This window comes from Afipia massiliensis (assembly GCF_001006325.2).
GTDB lineage: Bacteria > Pseudomonadota > Alphaproteobacteria > Rhizobiales > Xanthobacteraceae > Afipia > Afipia massiliensis_A.
Genome location: NZ_LBIA02000001.1, coordinates 711808 through 728985, shown reverse-complemented (window position 1 = coordinate 728985; position 17178 = coordinate 711808). Strand labels below are relative to the sequence as shown.

At 59.8% G+C, this 17178-nt stretch carries 17 protein-coding genes; 14 read left to right on the top strand and 3 right to left on the bottom strand.

What is annotated here, in order from left to right:
- Position 1 precedes the first annotated feature (1 nt).
- The 5 genes from YH63_RS03295 (at position 2) to YH63_RS03275 (ending at position 5180) form a co-directional block, all read left to right on the top strand.
- A complete protein-coding gene (locus YH63_RS03295; RefSeq protein WP_046828837.1) occupies positions 2 to 817 on the top strand; it encodes an ABC transporter ATP-binding protein in 816 nt (271 codons plus the stop codon).
- 9 nt (positions 818 to 826) lie between these two features.
- Positions 827 to 1729, top strand: coding sequence for a branched-chain amino acid ABC transporter permease (locus YH63_RS03290; RefSeq protein ID WP_046828838.1), 903 nt, complete (start codon positions 827 to 829; stop codon positions 1727 to 1729).
- 27 nt (positions 1730 to 1756) lie between these two features.
- Positions 1757 to 2821, top strand: a complete 1065-nt coding sequence (locus YH63_RS03285) for a branched-chain amino acid ABC transporter permease (protein ID WP_046828839.1) — start codon at positions 1757 to 1759, stop codon at positions 2819 to 2821.
- 61 nt (positions 2822 to 2882) lie between these two features.
- Entirely contained in the window at positions 2883 to 4250 is a 1368-nt protein-coding gene (locus tag YH63_RS03280) for an ABC transporter substrate-binding protein (RefSeq protein ID WP_046828840.1), read from the top strand.
- A gap of 75 nt (positions 4251 to 4325) precedes the next feature.
- Positions 4326 to 5180 carry an ABC transporter ATP-binding protein gene (locus YH63_RS03275; protein ID WP_046828841.1) on the top strand — a complete coding sequence of 285 codons (855 nt, stop codon included), beginning with the start codon at positions 4326 to 4328 and terminating at the stop codon, positions 5178 to 5180.
- 50 nt (positions 5181 to 5230) lie between these two features.
- Here the strand turns inward: YH63_RS03275 and YH63_RS03270 are convergent, their stop codons facing one another.
- Positions 5231 to 7150, bottom strand: coding sequence for a bifunctional 5-dehydro-2-deoxygluconokinase/5-dehydro-2-deoxyphosphogluconate aldolase (locus tag YH63_RS03270; RefSeq protein WP_246658007.1), 1920 nt, complete (start codon positions 7148 to 7150; stop codon positions 5231 to 5233).
- Positions 7147 to 7998: a MurR/RpiR family transcriptional regulator gene (locus tag YH63_RS03265; protein ID WP_170978653.1), complete on the bottom strand. Its 852-nt coding sequence runs from the start codon at positions 7996 to 7998 to the stop codon at positions 7147 to 7149. Before YH63_RS03265 ends, YH63_RS03270 begins: the two co-directional genes overlap by 4 nt.
- 109 nt (positions 7999 to 8107) lie before the next feature.
- On the opposite strand from YH63_RS03265, the gene YH63_RS03260 reads away from it, so the two are divergent.
- From YH63_RS03260 to YH63_RS03220, 9 genes are read left to right on the top strand one after another with little or no spacing between them, the layout of a single operon-like run.
- Positions 8108 to 9010 carry an NAD(P)-dependent oxidoreductase gene (locus YH63_RS03260; RefSeq protein ID WP_046828843.1) on the top strand — a complete coding sequence of 301 codons (903 nt, stop codon included), beginning with the start codon at positions 8108 to 8110 and terminating at the stop codon, positions 9008 to 9010.
- A 39-nt stretch (positions 9011 to 9049) separates the two neighbouring features.
- Positions 9050 to 10345, top strand: coding sequence for an ABC transporter substrate-binding protein (locus tag YH63_RS03255; protein ID WP_046828844.1), 1296 nt, complete (start codon positions 9050 to 9052; stop codon positions 10343 to 10345).
- A 52-nt stretch (positions 10346 to 10397) separates the two neighbouring features.
- Positions 10398 to 11318, top strand: a complete 921-nt coding sequence (locus tag YH63_RS03250) for a branched-chain amino acid ABC transporter permease (protein ID WP_046828845.1) — start codon at positions 10398 to 10400, stop codon at positions 11316 to 11318.
- A gap of 1 nt (position 11319) precedes the next feature.
- A complete protein-coding gene (locus tag YH63_RS03245) occupies positions 11320 to 12345 on the top strand; it encodes a branched-chain amino acid ABC transporter permease (RefSeq protein ID WP_046828846.1) in 1026 nt (341 codons plus the stop codon).
- Position 12346: 1 nt separating this feature from the next.
- The gene (locus YH63_RS03240; protein WP_046828847.1) at positions 12347 to 13090 is read left to right on the top strand and encodes an ABC transporter ATP-binding protein; all 744 of its coding nucleotides are present in this window, start codon (positions 12347 to 12349) and stop codon (positions 13088 to 13090) included.
- Positions 13087 to 13785 carry an ABC transporter ATP-binding protein gene (locus YH63_RS03235; protein WP_046828848.1) on the top strand — a complete coding sequence of 233 codons (699 nt, stop codon included), beginning with the start codon at positions 13087 to 13089 and terminating at the stop codon, positions 13783 to 13785. Before YH63_RS03240 ends, YH63_RS03235 begins: the two co-directional genes overlap by 4 nt.
- 2 nt (positions 13786 to 13787) lie before the next feature.
- Positions 13788 to 14432, top strand: coding sequence for an ATP-binding cassette domain-containing protein (locus YH63_RS03230; RefSeq protein WP_046828849.1), 645 nt, complete (start codon positions 13788 to 13790; stop codon positions 14430 to 14432).
- A 10-nt stretch (positions 14433 to 14442) separates the two neighbouring features.
- A complete protein-coding gene (locus tag YH63_RS03225) occupies positions 14443 to 15192 on the top strand; it encodes an SDR family NAD(P)-dependent oxidoreductase (RefSeq protein ID WP_046828850.1) in 750 nt (249 codons plus the stop codon).
- Positions 15185 to 16018 carry an SDR family NAD(P)-dependent oxidoreductase gene (locus tag YH63_RS03220; protein ID WP_246658006.1) on the top strand — a complete coding sequence of 278 codons (834 nt, stop codon included), beginning with the start codon at positions 15185 to 15187 and terminating at the stop codon, positions 16016 to 16018. The genes YH63_RS03225 and YH63_RS03220 overlap by 8 nt, the downstream gene beginning before the upstream one ends.
- Positions 16019 to 16103: 85 nt before the next feature.
- Here the strand turns inward: YH63_RS03220 and YH63_RS03215 are convergent, their stop codons facing one another.
- Positions 16104 to 17102, bottom strand: a complete 999-nt coding sequence (locus tag YH63_RS03215; protein ID WP_046828851.1) for a helix-turn-helix domain-containing protein — start codon at positions 17100 to 17102, stop codon at positions 16104 to 16106.
- Between the last annotated feature and the right edge of the window lie 76 nt (positions 17103 to 17178).

The following is a 17178-nucleotide window of genomic DNA, read 5'->3' as shown; positions in this document are numbered from 1 at the left end:
GATGAACATTGTGCATCTGCCATCGGCAAACGAACGCGCGTTCCCGATCGGCGGTCCGATCCTGGAACTTGACGGCATCTCGCTGCGATTTGGTGGCGTCAAAGCGCTGACCAACATCAGCTTCAATGTGCTTGAGCACGAAGTGCGCGCGATTATCGGTCCAAACGGCGCCGGCAAGAGCTCGATGCTCAATGTCATCAATGGCGTCTACGCGCCCCAGGAGGGCAAAATCACCCTCCGCGGCGAACATTTGACGAGCATGACGCCGACCCATGCGGCGCAGTTGGGTATCTCGCGGACATTCCAGAATATCGCCTTGTTCAAAGGCATGTCGGTCCTGGACAACATCATGGCCGGCCGCATTCTGCGCACGAAGGCCAACTTCCTCGAAGTGGCCATGCAGTTGCCGCGCGCCCGGCGCGAGGAGACCGAGAACCGCGAGGCGGTCGAGGAAATCATCGAGTTTCTCGAAATCGAGCACATTCGTAAAACGCCGGTCGCGCGGCTGCCTTACGGATTGCAGAAGCGGGTGGAACTCGGCCGCGCGCTTGCTGCTGAGCCGAAGATCCTGCTGCTCGACGAGCCGATGGCCGGCATGAACATCGAAGAGAAGCAGGACATGTGCCGCTTCATCCTCGACGTCAATGACCACTACGGAACGACGATTGTACTGATCGAGCATGACATGGGCGTCGTCATGGACATCTCCGACCGCGTTGTCGTGCTCGACTACGGCAAGAAGATCGGTGACGGCACGCCCGGCGAAGTGCGGTCCAACCAAGACGTCATCGACGCCTATCTCGGCGTGGCACACTGAGGAATTGCGATGGCAAATTTTTCATTCTTTATCGAGGTTCTGGTCGGGGGCCTGTTGTCCGGGATCATGTACTCGCTCGTCGCCCTTGGCTTCGTGCTGATTTACAAAGCATCTGGCGTGTTCAACTTCGCGCAGGGTGCGATGGTGCTGTTCGCCGTCCTTTCTTTCGTGGGCATCATGGAGCTTGGGTTACCGTTCTGGGCGGCGCTGCCGGTGGCGATCGGCCTCATGGTGCTGGTCGGCATGGCGACCGAACGGTTCGTGCTTCGTCCGCTGGTCAGCCAAAGCGAAGACACGCTGCTGATGGCGACGATTGGTTTGACCTTCGTCATCGAAGGTGCGGCGCAGCTCGCCTGGGGTGTCGACGTCCGCAACCTCGATCTCGGCATTCGCGACGAGCCCATTATCTGGGTTATGGACAAGACCGGCATGCTGATCAGCCAGCTCGATATCATGGCCGGCATTGTCGCGACGATCATGGTTGTCTCGCTGGCGCTTCTTTTCTCGCGCACCAAAGTAGGGCGCGGTCTGCGCGCGGTCGCGGACGATCACACGGCGGCGCTCTCGATCGGCATTCCGCTGAAGCACATCTGGATGCTGGTGTGGGCGACCGCCGGAGTGGTCGCGCTGGTGGCGGGCATGTTGTGGGGCGCGCGCAGCGGCGTGCAGTTTGCCTTGGTGTGGGTGGCGCTGAAGGCGCTTCCGGTTCTGATCATCGGCGGGTTTACGTCGGTGCCAGGCGTCATCGTCGCGGGCCTTCTGGTCGGCGCATCGGAAAAACTCGTCGAAGTCTACTTCGGACCGATGTTCGGCGGCGGTGTCGAGGTCTGGTTCCCGTACGTCATGGCGGTCCTCTTTCTGTTGATCCGGCCCGAGGGCTTGTTCGGCGAAAAAATCATTCGACGCGTCTGATGCCCCGGCATCCTGGAGAATTTCGTCATGTTCTATAGAGAAGCCGGCCAGTTCCGCACCAGCTACGCGCAGGACTCGCAGATCTTCCCATTGCGCCAGGATCGGCTTGGGATGACGATCATCTTGCTCATCGCCGTTTTGATCCCGTTCGGTGCGAACGCTTACTGGCTCAGCGCGATCCTCATTCCGTGGCTGATCCTGTCGCTGGTGGCGCTGGGGCAGAACATCCTGATGGGATATGCGGGTCAGCTTTCCCTGGGTTCCGCCGGCTTCATGGCAGTCGGCGCATTCGCTTGCTACAATTTCATATTGCGGGTTCCGGACATTCCGTTTGTCGTCGCCGTCGTGCTTTCGGGCATTTGCGCTGCGATGGTCGGCATCGTGTTCGGGCTGCCGAGCCTGCGCATCCGGGGCCTTTACCTGGCGGTTGCCACTCTCGCCTCGCAGTTCTTCATCGTCTGGTCGCTGGACAAGTTCGGCTGGTTCAAGAACTACGATCCGGCGGGCGTCATCACCGCGCAGAAAATCATAATCCTGGGACACGAATTCGTCTCGCCCCGCGAGAAGTACTGGGTCGTCCTTGCCATCGTCGTTGTGCTCGCGTTGTTGGCCAAGAACATGGCGCGCGGCAGCGTCGGCCGAGGCTGGATGGCGGTTCGCGATATGGACGTTGCGGCGGAGGTGATGGGCCTTTCGCTCTTGCGCACAAAACTGCAAGCCTTCGCAATCAGCTCGTTTTATTGCGGCGTAGGAGGCGCACTCTATGCTTTCGCCTACCTTCAGACGGTCGAGCCGTCAGCGTTCACGATTGATCTGTCGTTCCGGATTCTGTTCATGGTCATCATCGGTGGACTCGGGACGATCATGGGATCGTTCATGGGAGCCGGATTCATCCTGCTCATGCCGATCTTTCTGAACATCCTGTTCCACTCGATCTTCGGCAAGTCCGTCGATGCCAGCGTGATCTCCGCGGTCGAGCAGGTCGTCTTCGGTGTGATGATCATCATGTTCCTGATCTTCGAGCCACTCGGCCTCGCACGACTTTGGCAGCTTACCAAGGAGAGGCTGCGGCTTTGGCCGTTCAAGCACTAAGCGAATTCAAGGACTCAATAAGAAGAAGCGGAAGCTTATCGCAACATAGGGAGGAACTAGAATGCCAATCTCCAAAGTACTTTGTCGCAAGTTATCCGGCATCGCGGCTGCGGGCGCGCTCCTGACGGCGGCAACCGTTTCTACGCCTGCGATGGCCCAGCAGCCGGAACAATACTTTCCGGTCGCAAGCATGCGCGTCGGTCCCTACAACGCGATGGGTACCGGCATCTTTGGCGGCGTTATCGACTATCTGAACTACGTCAACATCAAGCATGGCGGCGTGAACGGCGTGAAGCTCGTCTACGAAGAGTGCGAGACGGAATATAACGCCGCCCGCAGCGTCGAATGCTACCAGCGTCTCTTGCACAGAGGCGATCAGAAGATGCTGCTGTGGGATCCCTATGGCACACCACTGGCCTATGCGGTGATCGGCCGCGTCGCAGCAGATAACGTCGTGCTGGCGCAGGCCGGTTATGGCCGCACCGACGCCGCCGACGGCCGCGTTTGGCCGTGGGTGTTCGGCGCGACTGCCAATTACTGGTCGCAGATTGCGATGAAGCTGAACTTCATTCAGCAGAAGGAAGGTGGCATCGATAAAATGAAGGGCAAGACGATCGTGCACCTTCACATCGATACCGCCTACGGCCGCGAACCGCTGCCGGCGATGCGCCAGATAGCGAAGGACTGGGGCATCAATCTGATCGAGATCCCGATCGCCCCGCCCGGACTCGAACAGCAGTCCCAGTGGCTGCAAATCCGTCAGGCGAAGGCCGACTGGGTGACGTTCTGGGGCGCCGGCGCCGGCATGAGCGGCACGGCCCTCACGACCGCGGCCCGCGTCGGCTTCCCGCGTAACAAGATCATCTTCGTCACCTTCGGTGGCGCCGAAGAAGACATGATCGCGGGTGGCGCGCAGGCGAAGGACACTAATGTTGTCGCCATGGTCTTGCCGGGCAAGCAGTGGCCGCTGATCGCCGACATCGAGAAGGTCCTGTACAGCGGGGGTGCAGGCAAGGGCAACATGCAGAACCCGAACCGCGTCGGCACGATCTACTACAACCGCGGCGTCATCGCGGCGGTCAACTACGTCGAGGCGCTGCGTAATGCGCAGAGGATACATAACAAGGTTGGTAAGCCGGTTAACGGTGCGGAATTCCGCGATGGTTACGAGGCGCTTGACTATACCAATGAGGCGAGGCGCAAGGAGCTCGGCATCAATGGCATGCTTCCGCCGTACAAGCTTTCGTGCCGCAATCACGAAGGTGCCGGCACCTTCCATATGATGCAGTGGGACGGAACCAAGTTCCAGATCACGACCAAGGACTGGATTGGACCGAACGATCCGAAGATGATCCGCGCACTGATCGAGGAATCCGCGGAAAAGTACGCCAAGGAAAACAACATCACGCTCCGCGACTGCCCCAACTGACGTTCCAACAAGAACGAGGTGGGGGTTTCTCCCCACCTCAATCCTTCGCTCACACAAGGCTCAAGGTAGGTTGCCATGAATGTCGCCGCTGACTCGACCGTTGAACGAAGCACTGCTGTCGGGACAGCCGCTCGGCCAATCCTTGCGGTGAAGAATATCGAGGTGGTCTATGGCAGCGTCATCCTGGTATTGCGCGGCATGTCGCTTGAGGTCCCTCAGGGCGGGATCGTCGCCCTGCTCGGCGGCAATGGCGCCGGCAAGAGCACAACGCTCAAGTCGATATCGACGCTGCTGGCCTCGGAGCGCGGCGCGGTGACCAAGGGCTCGATCGAGTTTCGCGGTGAGCGGGTCGACAAGCTCACGCCGGGCGACATGGTCGGGCGGGGCATGGTTCAGGTGATGGAAGGGCGCCGCTGCTTCGGGCATTTGACGGTCGAGGAAAACCTGATCACCGGCGCCTATGCGCGTTCTGTAAGGGGCGCGCAGCTGCGCGACGAACTGGACAAGGTGTACAATTATTTCCCGAGGCTGAAAGTGCGGCGAACCAGTCTCGCCGGCTATACCTCCGGCGGCGAGCAGCAGATGGTGGCGATCGGCCGGGCAATGATGGCCAAGCCGAGTATGCTCCTGCTCGACGAGCCGTCGATGGGGTTGGCTCCGCAGATCGTGGCGGAGATTTTCGAGATCGTGCGTGACCTGAACCAGAAGGAAGGCGTGAGCATTCTATTGGCGGAGCAAAACACCAACGTGGCTTTGAAATACGCCGACTATGGCTACATCCTGGAAAGCGGCCGCATCATGATGGATGGGCCGGCCAAAGCGCTGGCAGAGAACACCGACGTGAAGGAGTTCTATCTCGGGATATCGTCCGAGGGGCGCAAGAGCTTTCGCGATATGAAGTCGTACCGTCGCCGCAAGCGCTGGCTTTGATGATGCGGGGAGGTGGCGGATGTCCATGTTCAATCGGAATAGGCCAATGATCATCCGGACGCCAATAGGGGACTTGGCCAGAGATTTCTAATGCGGCGAAAACTATCAACGATCATCGAAGTGGCTTGATCATTCGATATCTCATCCTTGAACCAACGCTCTGCTGCGGGCCAGAAAATCGTTCGCCCGACCGCGAACCCCTGAACGAGCGGTTCGCTTTCTGCGCCAGCGAACGCTAGTCCGAGATCGCTTTCAGGCATATCCAGACCAAGCACAAGAATGCCTCGCGCATGAGGATCGTTCGCACGGATGGCATTGCCGACAGCGCGCCACATGCCCGGATTTGGCGAGGGTGGAAGCTTCCACCAATCCGGCATAAGTCCGATTTTGTAGAAATGCTCGACGGCTGCGATGATGCTGGCTTCGGTCGGAACGCCGCGAGGCGGGACGATTTCCAACAGCCATTCATGACCGCTGGATTCAGCCGCTCTTTGCAGCGCCAGCAGACTATTGTCTTGCACCTCTCGCAGCGGTTGCCGGTCTCCGGCATCGTAGATCGCGAGACACTTCGCCACGTGTCCGGCAGGCCAGGATCGAAGGGCGAGCGCCGGGTCGCGTTCCCCTTCAAACGCAAGCGGCCGGCTGCCTGGTTCTTCGACGGGCCGGCCAATCCAGATGTTGCTGCCGGTTAGCCGGTCCAGGACGTCTCGTCCGAATTTTTCATCAACAAGAACACCGAAATTGTCGAACTCTTTGCTGAGTCCGATGGCGGCTTTTGCGATCAAATCCTTGAATGCGTGGATGCGATCGTGACCCGCGCCTGCACCTGCCGCGAGATCTTCGAACTGGCGTCGATGATCGAAGGCGAGGGCAAAGACTGGCGCGTTCGCACGGCGCCCGGTTGTCATCCTGTGCAGATGCTGGAGTCTGCGATCCTTGTGGACCTGCTCCATTGTCGTGGCGCGTTCGAGAAAATCCTCCAGTTCGATCTTTGATGGCATGGCGGGGGCGCAGGCGTGGCGTGACACCACGAGCGCCCCACAGGCATTGGCTGTCCGTCCCGCTTCGAACCAGCTCTTACCGGAAATCCATCCCGTCAGCAGGCCTGCCATGAACCCGTCGCCGGCTCCCAGAACATTGAAGACTTCGACGGGAAAGCCGGGGCAATCGATGGCTTCCTCGAAGCGATCGGGAATTGCGGCCTCAAAGATCGTTGCGCCTTGCACCCCGCGTTTGACCACAAGGACAGCGTTCGTCAGCGAACGCAGACGCCGCAGCGCTGCGACGGTGTCAGTGCTGCCGCCGGCGATATGGATCTCCTCTTCGGTGCCGACGACCAGATCGCACAGCGGCACGATCGACTGGAGATGCGCGCTGACCTGTTCTGAAGAGATGAACCGCGTTTCCCCGTCGCCGCGTCCGGTCAGCCCCCACAACACCGGACGATAGTCGATGTCGAGTACCACACGGGTGCCGGCCGCGCGCGCCGCGGCAATCGCTGCGCGGCTCGCGGCATCAACGGTCGGCGTGGAGAAATGCGTGCCCGTTACGACAAGCGCCGCAGCGTTGGCGATATAGGTCGGATCGACGTCGCTGGCGGAAATCGCCATGTCGGCGCAGTTTTCGCGGTAGAAAATGAGGGGAAATGTGTCGCGGTCGCGAATACCTAGAATTACCAGCGCCGTCAGCCGCGACGGGTCGGTGCGGATCTGCGAAACATCGACACCTTCCCGTTCCAGCGTCTCGCGCACAAATCGTCCCATATGCTCGTCGCCGACACGGGCGATCATGCCGGTGCGCATGCCCAGCCGCGATGCGCCGGTCGCGATATTGGCGGGGCATCCGCCGAGATATTTGGCAAAGCTCGTCATGTCTTCGAGCCTGCCGCCAATCTGCTCGCCATAAAGATCGACTGCGGCTCGCCCGAGCGTCACGATGTCCAGGGCGCGGCCGGAAGGAGCTTTCATCATGTCGATCTCTGCTCGCTTGTCAGGTGATGTCCAAGCGCGACAACAAGCGCTTGCGACAGTGCCATCGGTGCAACGAGAGAGCGAAACGGCCGATCTTCCATTGCGCTACGGATTTCGAACGATACCTTGGCTAGTGCTGCGATAGGGCTCAAAGGGCTGTCGGTGATGGCAATGATCGGAACGCGGCGCTTGCTCGCTATATCCACGACGCCGACGACATCCGGTGAATAGTCGCGGAAGCTGATGGCAATCAGCAGATCATCGGGCGTCGCGGTTTGCGCGACTGCCTTGTTGAGGCCGCCAATACCATCGATGAGATGTGACCGGACTTCCAGGCGACCCAGCGCATAGGACAGATAGAAGGCGACCGGGAATGATCGCCCCTGCGCTACGACGTAAATCGTGCTGGCGTTGGACATTAGGCTGATTGCGCGCTTCAACAACTGCCGGTCGGCGGACTGCCCCATTTCCTGAAGCGAGGCGATGTCTGCATCGACTTCGCGCGTCAGCACAGCAATCGGATCGTTGGAATTGCCGGAAACGGATTTTTCCCCGCGCACGTTCGCGATGCGTGCGCGATAACCGCTGCTGGCATCGGCCACGAGGCGCGAGCGGAAAATCTGCTGCATCTCTGAGAAGCCGCCAAAGCCGAATGCATTCGCAAAACGGACAATGCTCGAAGGTTGCACGCCAATCTCGGACGCCAGCGTCGAGACGGTGTTCAGCGCGATGTCATCCGGATGGTCGACCGCGTACTTGGCGATCCGCTGCAGCCGATCCGACAGGTCGGCATGGCGCCGCGCGATCTCGCGGCGAAGGTCTTCATACGACTTGATAGAGGGCATCATTGGCAGCATCCGCAAAATCCAGCTTTACAGCCTCAATAGAATATGTATTCTATTTTGCCAAGAGAAAGAATAAAAATTCTACAGGAAGAAACAGCAGCAAGGATGTGAGATGCGGATCGGGTTTATCGGCGTCGGGATGATGGGCCACGGGATGGCCAAGAACCTGGTCGAGAAGGGTTTTTCGACAACCGTCCTTGGCAACAGCAATCGTGCGCCGGTCGATGATCTCGTTTCGCGTGGAGCGCGCGAGGGCAAACACCCGGACGAAATCGCCACGACCGCGGACGTTATCTTTCTATGCGTTCCAGGCTCTCCGCAGGTTGAGCAGGTAATTTACGGCCCGCGCGGTTTGAAGGGTGCGGTCAAACAAGGGCAGATTGTCGTCGATTGCTCGACCAGCGAGCCGTCCTCCACCGCGCGTATCCACAAAGACCTGCAGGCGCTGTCGGTACCGTTCGTCGATGCGCCGCTGGCGCGCACGCCGCGCGAGGCAGAGGCTGGCAAACTCAATGTGATGGTTGGCGCGGAGCCCGAGATTTTCGCGCGCATCAAGCCGGCGCTCGATACGTTCGCTGAAAACATCTTTCATGTCGGTGGGCCGGGAGCTGGTCACACGACCAAGCTCGTCAACAATTTCCTCGCGATGGGGCAGGCGGCGCTGATCGCCGAGGCGCTGATGGCCGGCCAGCGCGCCGGGCTCGATCTCAATGCATTTCAGAAGGTGATCACCGCAGGCGGCGCCAACAGCGGCATTTTCCAGATGATCGTTCCGCGCATTCTCGAAGGCGACGACACCGGTCTGCCGTTCCTGCTGCGTCTCGCCCAGAAGGATCTGCGTTACTACACGCATCTCACTGAAAATCTCAGCATGCCGGCGCAGCTCGGAGAATGCGTTCATCAGACGTTCGTGCAGGCCGCGGCGCTCGGATTCGGTGACAGCATGGTTGGCGCACTCGTGCGCGCACAGGAGAAGATCAACAACGTCAAAATTAAAACGAACGCCGCCGGCTGAAGCTGGACGAGCGTTCAATATTGCAGGGAGGACACGTCGATGACCAAGCTCATTACGACACGTCGTAAATTTCTGAAAGGAACTGCACTCAGCGCCGCGCTCGCCGGAACCGGAACATTCTTCGGTCCATGGCAGCATGTCAGGGTTCTGGCGCAAGGCCAGAAAAAGCCGATCAAACTCGGCCTGACCTGCGACGCCAGTGGCCAGTATGGCAACAGCGGCCAGGATGATCTGCGGGGCATTCGCCTCGCGATCGATGAATTCAACGCCAAGGGCGGTGTCATCGGCCGCAAGATCGAGTGGATCACGGCAGATACCGAAACGACGCCCGCAACTGCGAGCCGCATCGCAGAGCGATTTATCACCCGCGATGAATGCGGCTTCCTGATTGGCGCACTGCACTCGGGCGTCGCCAACGCCATCACGCAGGTCGCGGCGAAGACCGGCACCATCTACATGAACACCAATTCGTCGGCGCCGAGCGAGGCGGGCGAGAACTGCTCGCGCGTCAAGTTTGTCTGGGACGGCAACGGCACCAACTTTTCGAAGGCGACCGTCAAGGCCGCGATCCAATCTGTCGGCAAAAACTGGCTGCTTCTGACTAATGACTATGTGTGGGGTCACACCACGGCGAACGCGACCAAAGGTCTGGTTGAGGCCAGCGGTGGCAAGATTATGGACAACCTGCTGGTGCCGCAGAACACCCGCGATTTCACGTCTTATCTGCTGAAGATTCAGCAGGCCAAGCCGGACGTGGTTGCGACGGCGATCGGCGGCGACGATCTCAAGGCGTTGCGCACGCAGGTTGCGCAGCTCAAACTCGACGGCAAGCCTGCCTGGATCAACAATCAGCAGGATTGGCCGGACATCTGGGGCGCGCCAGAAAGCCTGTTCGGCGTTTTCGGCACCACCTGGTATCACAAGTTGCCGTTGCCGGGTGTGGCCGAATTCGTGAAGAAATGGCAGGCGGCTTACAAGGACGGGCCAATCCCGGTGCCGGGTAATGTCTCCTACAACGGTTACATGGCCACCCGGGAGCTGCTGCGCGCCATCGAGCGAGCGGGCACAACCAACAACATCGCCGTTATCAAGCAGCTCGAGAACATCAAGGTCTCGGCTGCAGACCGCATGCAGCATTACGATGCGTACATGGACCCGACCACGCATCAGATGCAGCAGACGATTTATCTCGCCCGCCGCAACATGAAGCCGGCCGACACCACCGACTATTACGAGATGGTGGCTTGGGCCGAACCGAAGGATGCGACCGACGATGCAGCGGCCGGAAAATGCAAGCTCGTGCCGTACGAGCAGGTTCCAACGTTCGAACTGTAAGCGCTTTGCGCCGGAGCCCAACGGCTCCGGTGCATGCTCACCGGATGTCACGATGATCGATTTGCTGCCACACATTCTCAACGGCATCACGCTCGGGCTGTTGTTTGCACTTATCGCCCTCGGCTTCATGCTGATTGTGGGGCTGATGGAGCAGATCAACCTCGCCCACGGCTCACTGTTTGCGCTCGGGGCGTATATCGCCATCGTCATTGTCGGCGGCGAGACGGTACTGTCGCCCTTCTTTGGCGATTTCTTCAAGTTGATGCCGCTGGCATGGCGGTATGTCGCGGCGCTGCTGATTGCGCCGCTTGTGGTTGCGATTGTCGGCATGGGTGTCGAGTTCCTGATGCGGCGGACTTACGCCAAGGACCCGCTGTTCGGCCTTCTCCTCACTTTCGGCATCGCGATGGTGATCGAGGAGGGCATTCGCGGCGTCTGGGGAACGCGCGACTACGTTTTGCAGGTACCGAGCAGCATCAGCGGCGGTTTCATCTTTCAGGACCTGATCTGGTCAACCTATCGCTTCTACGCAGCCGGATTTGCCGCAGTCGCTATCGGACTTGTGTGGCTAGTGATCGAGAAGACTCCCTATGGCGCGATCATCAAGGCCGGCGCGCACGACAACGAAATGGTGAGGGCGCTTGGCATCAATCTGTCACGCCTGCGGCTGATCGTGTTTGCGTTCGGGACGTCGCTCGCCGCGCTCGCCGGCGTTATTCTCGCGCCGATCTGGGGGATCCGCCCGCATATGGGTGTCGATGCCGTCATTCCGGCCTTCCTGGTGATCGTGCTTGGCGGGATCGGCAGCTTCTGGGGTGCGGTGATCGCATCGCTCCTCGTCGGTGCGCTGGTCGGGCTGACCGGCGCGTACGCCTCGGAGTGGTCGCTGTTGTCGATGTATCTCTTGCTGATTGCGGTCACGACGGTTCGTGCGCGCGGGCTGTTCGGCAAGAAAAGCGTGTTGGAGGTCTGACGTGCTGCCAAATCCGCACGCGTCGCCGAAGCTGGTCACGCCCGCGATGATCGTCACGCTGATGTTTCTGGCGACAGTCCCGCTCTGGATCGAACGGATTGGCCTTTACCCGTATCTCGGCGTCGAAATCCTGATCTGGTCGATCTATGCGCTCGGCTTCAATCTGCTGCTGGGCTACACCGGGTTGCCGTCATTTGGTCATGGTGCGTTCTTCGGTGTGGGGGCCTATGCATTCGGGCTGACGCAGTTCAACATCTCAACCAATCTCTGGATCTGTATCGTCGCGGCCATCGTCGGTTCGATGATTGTCGGCGCGGTTGTCTCCCTGTTCATTTCGCACCGGCGCGGCATCTACTACGCGTTCATGACCATCGCTTTCGGCCAGGTGTTCTGGTTCATCGCCGTAAAGGCGCACAAGATCACCGGTGGCGAGGATGGTCTTCTGAAGATCGCGCGCATGCCCGCCGATATCGGCGTGGCGCGGTTCGACCTCTCATCCAACACCTCATTCTACTATTTTGTGCTGGCCTGCTTCGCCGTCATGATCGTCGCGCTGTGGCGGCTGGTGAACTCGCCATTCGGACGGACGCTTCAGGCCATCAAGCAGAATGAAACTCGCGCGACGTTCGTCGGCTATGACGTGTGGCGCTTCAAGGTGGCGGTCTTTACGTTGTCGGCAGCGATCTCCGGCTTCGCGGGTGGGCTGTTCGCGATGGCGCAGACCTCCGCATTCCCTGACGTCATGAGCCTCCATCACTCAGGTTACATCGTGATGATGACGCTGATCGGCGGCGGTCTCGTCAGCTTCTGGGGGCCGGTGGTTGGCGCTGCGGCTTATCTTCTGACCCGCGATATTGTCGGCGCGTATACGACAGCCTGGATGTTCTGGTTCGGCATGTTCTTCGTGCTGATCGTATTGTTCAAGCCCGAGGGCATCGCTGGTATTGCGATTGATCTCAAGGCGTGGTGGGCGCGCCGCCGCGGGGCGGCCCCCGTCGTCGATCCCGTCAAAGAAACCGGAGGCTAGCATGGCGTTGTTCGAAGCCAACGGCCTGCACATGCGTTTCGGCCGCCGCGTCGTTCTGGAGCGTATCGATCTTTCAGTCGAGGAGGGGATGTTCGCCGGCATCATTGGGCCGAACGGAGCCGGCAAGACGACCTGCTTCAACGTGCTGACTGGGCGCTTCCGGCCGAACCGGGGACGTATCGTCTTCAATGGCGAAGACATAACCGGTCTCGCGCCTGAGCGGATCGTCCGCAAGGGCATTGCGCGTTCGTTTCAGATCATGACGCTGTTTGACGAATACTCCGCGCGCGACAATGTCATACAGGCGTTACCGCAAATGCGGGAAATGGCATCCCACGCCGGCCATGCCGTTGCGTGCGACCGCTTTCTGTTCGAACAGGCGGATGAGATTCTGGAGAATGTCGGTCTCGCGGCGAAGGCGAGTATCCCGGCCAAAGACCTGTCCTATGGCGATCGCCGCGCGCTGGAGATTGCGGTGGCGCTGGCGACGCGGCCGCGCATCCTCTTCCTCGATGAGCCGACATCGGGGCTTGGCGCGAGCGGACGGGCGCGGCTGAAAATCCTGCTGGGTGAATTGAAGCGCAAGGTGACCATCGTCGCCATTGAGCACGATCTCGACCTGTTGTTCGCTTTGGCCGACCGCATCTCGGTTATCCAGTGGGGACAGGTGATCGCGCAGGGCTCGCCCGAGGAGTTGAAGTCCGATCCGTGGGTGCGTCGATCCAATCTCGGAAAACTGCAATGATCCTTGATGTGTCCGGCATCGATGTTTTCTACGGCGAAACCCAGGCGCTGTTCGGGGTGTCGCTGAATGTCGAGCCCGGTGAGGTGCTGGCATTGCTCGGTCCCAACGGTGCGGGAAAGACTACGACGCTTCGCGCCATTCTCGGACTCAATCAGGCCAAGCGTGGCCGCGTCCGGTTCGAAGGCATCGACGTCACGCGCAAGCCGACCCACGAGATTGCACGGCTCGGAGTCAGCTGGGTGCCTGATGACCGCCGCCTCTGTCCAACGCTGACTGTGGCCCGGAATCTGTCGATCGCGGAAAAGCGCACGCGCTTTCGCCCATGGTCGGTCAAGGATGTCAGCGGTATCTTCTCGGCGCTGGAGTATTTGATGGACCGGGAGGCGGAAACGCTGTCCGGCGGCGAGATGCAGATGGTGGCGATCTCCCGCGCGCTGCTCGGGTCGCCGGGCCTCGTGCTGTTCGATGAACCCAGCCAGGGCCTCGCGCCGAAGATCGTGCTCGATGTGCTGGCCACCATCGGCAGGCTCAGGGATGAAGGAATCGCGTCCATTATCGTCGAGCAGAATGCCGATGTTGCGCTGTCGGTCGCCGACCGTGTCATTGTTCTCGACAATGGCCGGGTCGCCTGGGCTGGCTCCGCCGCAGCCTTACGTGGTGACAAGGCGTTGCGCCGCCAATTGCTTGGAGAATGACAATGGCGTCTTCAGGCGCACCGCTTCTTGTCGTTGAGAACGTCCGCAAGACCTATACGCGCGGCTTGATCAACCGGCGTCAGACGTTCTCGCTCTCGGCTGATCTTGAATTTTCGAAGCCCCGGATCGTCGGTGTGATCGGGCCGAATGGCGCCGGCAAGACCACGCTGTTCGAGATGATTACGGGGAGCAACACGCCAACTGAAGGCCGGATCATGGTGGCCGGGCGCAATATCCAGCATGTGAAACCGAACGAGCGCGACCGGCTGGCGATCCACTACCACCAGTCATACCAGGTGCGCCGCTTCACGACCTTCAAGCCGCCCGCTCTGATGCAATCTGCCGGCAGCGACACGCCGATGGTGCACCTTTTCGACGAGCCGCAGTTCAATACGCAGGATGGCTATATCGGGTTCATGCTTGAATTCTTTCGTAAGCTGCGGGCTGAAGGGCGGCTGGTGTTCATGTCGGTACATCCGACCACGGTCTATCACTTGGAGATATTGAAGGAGATCGCTGAGGAATTCCTGACGGTCACCGGTGGGCGTGTCAGCCGCAGCCCTGATTATGCGAGCCTGATCGCGGAGCCAGCCGTGAGGGCCTATCTCGGTGGCGATATGCTGGCGAAAGCGGAGACACTATTGTGAGCATGCAGATATGAGTGCCGCGAGTACGCATGGTCGCGTTGCCCTGGTGACCGGGGCCGCAGGAACGATGGGGGCAGCAACAGCAGTTCGGCTTGCGGCAGATGGCCATCGCGTGGCGCTCGTGGACATCGCTGCGGAACGTGTCTCGGCTCTTGCGAAACAGATCGGCGATGTCGCGGTGCCCGTAACGGCCGATCTTTCGACGGCGGAGGGGGCCGCGCAAGCTGTCGCGGCGACGGAGCGCGCCCTCGGCCCGGTGGACATTCTGGTCAACAATGCAGGAATCCTGTCGAACAACAAGATCGCCGAGACGACTCCGGAGGAATGGCATCGCGTACTTGGCATCAATCTTGACGGGGCGTTTCATCTCAGCCGCGCGGTCTTGCCCGGCATGAAGGCCCGACGGTTTGGCCGGATCGTCAATACCTGCTCGTATGCGATGAAGTCCGGCGGATTGACGGCCGGCACTGCCTATACCGTTTCAAAGGGCGCGTTGCAGGCGTTGACTTTTTCGCTTGCGCGCGAGTTCGCTGCATTTGGAATCACAGTCAACGGCATTGCGCCGGCTTATGTGAAGACGCCGATGGTGACAGAACAACTTACTGAAGCCCAGCGTGAGGCGCTGATCGCGCAGATTCCGGTCGGACGTTTTTGCGAACCAGAGGAATTCGCCCACTGCGTCGCATTTTTTGTGTCACCACTCGCTGGCTTCATCACCGGTGAGATTCTCGATCTCAATGGAGGTCTGCAATTTGACTGACGCAGCGGATGCTCGGGACCGAATCACGCCCAAGATCGATGCGAAGCACGATCTGACGAATCTGTTCGAGCTTTCCGGGCAGGTGGCCTTTGTTCCTGGCGGTGCGGGCGGACTGGGCGAAGCGATTGCCTGGGGGCTGGCGACGCAGGGGGCGGCCGTCGCCATCGGCGGCCGCGATCGTGCCAAGGCCGACGTTCTTTCGGAGGCCCTTGCAAAAGCGGGTCATCGCGCTGTCGCGGTTGGTATGGACGTTACCGACATTCCGTCGATCGAGCGCGCTGTTGCGGAAGTCGCAGCGCATTTCGGCCGCATCGATATTCTGGTGAATTGCGTCGGTATTCAGATCGAGCAACCAATACTGGAAGTTACGGAAGAAGCCTTCGATCAGGTGTATGAAAGTAGTCTCAAGGCCGCGATGTTTATCGCGCAAGCGGTGGCGAAGCGGCAGATCGAAGCAGGCAAGGGTGGGCGGCAAATCCATCTGTTGTCCGTGCGCTCGCAATTAGGCCTTCGCAACCGCGGGTACTCGGCCTATTGCGCCACCCGGGGCGGCCTCGTGATGCTCGTCAAACAGCACGCCATGGAGCTTGCGCCGCACGATATTACAGTGAACGGTGTCGCGCCGACATTCGTTTACACCGAGATGATCCGCCATGTGATGGAGAATCCGGAATTCCGCAAACAGCTCGAAGCGCGGATCCCCCTCGGCCGGATCGCCGATCCGAAGGACATTGTTGGCCCAACGATCTTCTTTGCAACTCCGGCGTCGGGTTTTGTGACGGGACAGATTCTCTATGTCGACGGCGGCATTACGGCAAGCCAGTAAGTCGGTGTCCCATGCGCGAATGCCCGTTTCTGGCGCAAAGCGGTCAGGCGAGGCCGTTTTCCGCGCTTGGTAGCGCTCTGCGTCTCTATGCGAAGCGGGGTCGAAACATGGCCTGGGAGGTTGCAAGGCTGCCCGCGGGTGCTCGTAGCGTCTCCGACGGATGCTCGCCAAAAAGCGTATGGTAGTACTGTGCGAAGCGGCCCAGTTCGATAAATCCATGTTGTATTGCGACCTCAGCCACCGTGGTTCGCGCCGGATCGCTCTCTCGCAGTATGGAATGAACGCCGCACAGGCGTTTATAGCGTAGAAACGTCACCGGTCCGATGCCGAGCACTTCGTCAAATGCGCGGTGCAGGCTTCGACGTGAAACGCCGAACTCGGCGCAGAGCTCGGCGATATGAACAGGCCTGATGCCCACAGCTTCGATGTAATGCTCTACGTTACGGATCAGCCGGGTTGCGGACAGCGGTGGGCCGGCGTTGTCCGATGGCAGCGAATGCATCACCGTTGCCATCATGGCATCTGTGATTGAGCGTCTCCAGAAGTCCGCCGACTGTTCAGGTAACTTGATGTTTGGATCCGCGAGGCGCGACATGATTTTTCGCAACCGCTGAATCGCTACGACGCCGAGACGGGGATCGGCCTTGTAGTGGCTTTTCACGCTCCAGGTTGCCGGGTCGGCTAAATCTGTTTCACCGCCGAAGATGCTGGAAACATCTGCCAGGTCCAGCCGGATCGCGGCGTAAGATGAGGCACCAAAGAATCTGCCGTCATGGTCGATACTCGGCGGAATAACCAGAACATCACCTGGCCGCATGTCATATGACCAGTGCGTTACCCGATTCTTGGATTCCAGGAGCATTCCGACGATGAGCTTTTGTTCCTTCGACGTTCGCTGTGTTCGGATGCCGGTTGAGAACGACCCGACACTAAGAGAGAAGTTTCCGATTCCAACATGGGTCAAAGAACCATGAAGTCTCCCGCGCTCAAGCTGCATCACGTCGACATGCGAGCCATGAACTGCTTCGCGGAAACCTTCGAAGTCGTGCACGCGGGAGGTTGTGACCGAAAATCCGTCACTCATCAAATCGCCCCTTAGCGAGCGGTTCCTGTCAGCCCTGTGATAACAATTCCAGCTTGGCTTCCGCCGAAAAACAAGG